A 2,664-nucleotide genomic window follows, 5' to 3' on the forward strand; every position below is an offset into this window, starting at 1 on the left:
GGCCGACAACGACCCCACCGCCATCGCGCACGCGGTCAGCGCGGTCGTCGCCCGGCCAGAACAGCTCCGGCGCAGCAGTGCCAGGCGTCGCGCCGAAACGTTCACCTGGCAGCGGGCCGCGGCCGGCATGCTGACCACCTTGGGCGCCGATGACGGGACTGACGCGTACGGCCGTTCGCAGAACACCGCCTGACGCCGTCCTATTTGTATCCGCGTCTCAACAGATGCCGGGCGCCGGCGTTCATCGCGGCCGGGCTGGGAATGTCAAAGTCGAACGCGTTGGCCAGTCGGGCGGTGATGTTGAACGCCAGACCGACGGCCAAGGCGTCTTCGATTTCGTGCGGAGAAACGCCCGCGTCGAGCACGGCGTCGATGTCGCCGGTGCTAATGCTGTGCTCACGGCTCAGCTTGCCCAGCATCCGCAGCGTCGCCCGCAGCGACTCGTCGATCGGCGCGGTGTCCAGATCGGAAAGGGTCGCGGCAACCTTCGCGGGATCGCGGTACCACTGGCTCGACGTGCTGGTGTGTGCGGTGACGCAGAACGGAGATCGATTGGCTTGCGAGATGAAGGCCGCCATCAGCTCACGATCACCGATCGACCAGGCCGAGGGCCCGCGCATCGCCTCATGGGTCAGCGGACCGCCGCCGTAGAAGTGCGGGCGATAGAACGCCAGCTTGACCGCGTCCACCACCGGCTGGCGTGAGACCAGCCGGATCAAACCCAGCAGAGCCTTGGTGTGCAGGCGATGACCTCGATCCAGGATGTCAAGCCTCATCGGTCACTCCTTCTTCGCCGGTTGCACCGGCCAGCGCGATGAGCCCGCTGCTGTATTGGCGGTTGGCCTGGCCGACAGCAGCGCACACCACAATCTCGAAGATCTCGTCTTCGCTCAGACCCGCGGCGCGGACGGTGGCGAAGTCCTCATCGGTCACCTGGTCGGAGCGGTAGGCCACCTTTTCGATCAGCTTCGAAACTGGTTCGTTGAAACCGGCTTCTGCGAGGTCAGCCCCGAACGCGGCCCGACGCAGCCTGGCCGGCGCCGTTCCCCGGCCGCCGAGTACACGGGAGGTGAGCGCCCGACGCAATCGTCGTATGTCCGTCATCGTTATCGGGATTTCTTCTCGGTGAGATGCTTCCGCCGGTAGATATGCTCGTTGCTCTCGACGTCGTAGACAAGGAACCGGATCGGTGAATGCACGAGCGCAGGTGCTCATCACCGCCGCGGAGCTTGCCGGCCTGATCGCCGACGGTCGCCGCGTGACGATCCTGGACGTCCGCTGGAAACTCGGTGAACCCGACGGCTATCCGGCGTACTTACAGGGTCACCTACCGGGTGCGGTGTATGCGTCGCTCGAAGACGAACTCAGCGATCACACGATCATCGACCGGGGCCGGCACCCGCTGCCGTCGGGACGCAGTGTCGAGGCCGCCGCCCGCCGATGGGGCGTCCGACAAGGCCTTCCCATCGTCGTGTACGACGACTGGAATCGCGCCGGATCAGCGCGCGCGTGGTGGGTGCTGACCGCAGCCGGAATCCCAGGTGTCCGCATCCTGGACGGCGGCCTGTCCGCCTGGCGGGCAGCCGGCGGCACTTCGGAGGCCGGTCCGGTCTCCGCGCAACCGGGTAATGTCGTTGCGCCGCACGACGATCTGTACGCCGGAAGTCTGCCGACCTTGACGGCGGAGCAGATCAGCGCAGGCAGCAGGACGCTGCTCGACGCGCGCTCACCGGAACGCTTTCGTGGCGACGTCGAGCCGGTCGACCCGGTTGCCGGTCACATCCCCGGTGCCGGCAATCTCCCCAGTACCGCTGTCCTGGCCGATGACGGCACGTTTCTCGACAATCCTGCAATCGGCCGGCTGTTATCCGACCGCGGTGTCGACCGCATCGGCCCTGTCGGCGTCTACTGCGGCTCAGGCATCACCGCGAGTGTCACGGCTGCCGCTCTTGCCGCCGTCGGCGTCGAGGCTGCGCTGTTCCCCGGGTCATGGTCGGAGTGGAGTTCCGATCCGGTCCGCCCCGTTGCGCGCGGGCGGGGCACGTCGTGATCGACGACCCGGTACTCGGTTCCGCGCGGAACGCGTCGCCATAGTTCACCGCTTGCCGCCGTCGGCCCCATCTGGATCAGGGTTCGCTTTAGGATCTTGTTGGTCACCGTCTTGGGCACCAGTTGCACGGCGGCAGTGGTTATGTGACGGAAACCGACCTGCATCTATGGTCCGAACGCGCGCGAGTGCTGTCCACCTTCAGGCGGTGGCACCGACATCGCGGCGGGCTGGCTGGAAGGCGTTCTCGGGCAGGGGAGCTCGCGATAAGCGAGGACAGCCTGATCGACGAAGCCTCGGCCGCCCTGGTGGACAGCGTCGTCGCCACCGCCACCGGCGAGGTGAACCGCCGCGACTGGCAACGCTGGGCCGCGGCGGTCGGTGACCACAACCCGCCGTTGATAGTCGCTCCGAACTATGTCTAGTCGGAACAGTAACGCATGCAGAGAGGCGACCGACTCGCTCAGAGGCGGGCAAAAAGACACCTGTCCGGCCCAGGGAATTGGCCGCCGATAGCGATCCGATGTCCGGTCCCTGCCGCCCCGCTACCGGTAAGCTCCGGTATCCGGGTCCGTCGTCGATGTGTGGAGGGGCGTCTTGACCGATCTCATCGGTAA

At 66.6% G+C, this 2,664-nt stretch carries 3 protein-coding genes and 3 pseudogenes; 4 read left to right on the forward strand and 2 right to left on the reverse strand.

Annotated elements, in window-relative coordinates; translation table 11 throughout:
• Positions 1 to 193: pseudogene (locus WA317_RS16305) on the forward strand (alpha-(1-2)-phosphatidylinositol mannosyltransferase); the annotation flags it as partial.
• Positions 194 to 200: 7 nt separating this feature from the next.
• On the opposite strand, the gene WA317_RS16310 reads toward WA317_RS16305, so the two are convergent.
• A complete protein-coding gene (locus tag WA317_RS16310; protein ID WP_425174018.1) occupies positions 201 to 776 on the reverse strand; it encodes a carboxymuconolactone decarboxylase family protein in 576 nt (191 codons plus the stop codon).
• Complete coding sequence (locus tag WA317_RS16315; protein WP_425174019.1) at positions 766 to 1,104, reverse strand: hypothetical protein; 339 nt, start codon at positions 1,102 to 1,104, stop codon at positions 766 to 768. Before WA317_RS16315 ends, WA317_RS16310 begins: the two co-directional genes overlap by 11 nt.
• Before the next feature lie 85 nt (positions 1,105 to 1,189).
• Here WA317_RS16315 and WA317_RS16320 point away from each other — a divergent pair, with 85 nt between their 5' ends.
• The 3 genes and pseudogenes from WA317_RS16320 to WA317_RS16330 form a co-directional block, all read left to right on the forward strand.
• The gene (locus WA317_RS16320) at positions 1,190 to 2,050 is read left to right on the forward strand and encodes a sulfurtransferase (RefSeq protein WP_425174020.1); all 861 of its coding nucleotides are present in this window, start codon (positions 1,190 to 1,192) and stop codon (positions 2,048 to 2,050) included.
• 116 nt (positions 2,051 to 2,166) lie between these two features.
• Positions 2,167 to 2,317 (forward strand): annotated as a pseudogene (locus tag WA317_RS16325) (acyl-CoA dehydrogenase family protein); the annotation flags it as partial.
• A pseudogene (locus WA317_RS16330) lies at positions 2,314 to 2,466 on the forward strand (acyl dehydratase); the annotation flags it as partial. The pseudogenes WA317_RS16325 and WA317_RS16330, both read left to right, overlap by 4 nt.
• Between the last annotated feature and the right edge of the window lie 198 nt (positions 2,467 to 2,664).

The organism is Mycobacterium sp. (assembly GCF_049802695.1).
In the GTDB taxonomy this organism is placed as follows: domain Bacteria; phylum Actinomycetota; class Actinomycetes; order Mycobacteriales; family Mycobacteriaceae; genus Mycobacterium.

What these genes read in the sequence shown, in the direction of transcription:
- WA317_RS16310 (WP_425174018.1), bottom strand. Translation starts at nt 776, where the DNA reads ATGAGGCTTGACATCCTGGATCGAGGTCATCGCCTGCACACCAAGGCT.
- WA317_RS16315 (WP_425174019.1), bottom strand. Translation starts at nt 1,104, where the DNA reads ATGACGGACATACGACGATTGCGTCGGGCGCTCACCTCCCGTGTACTC.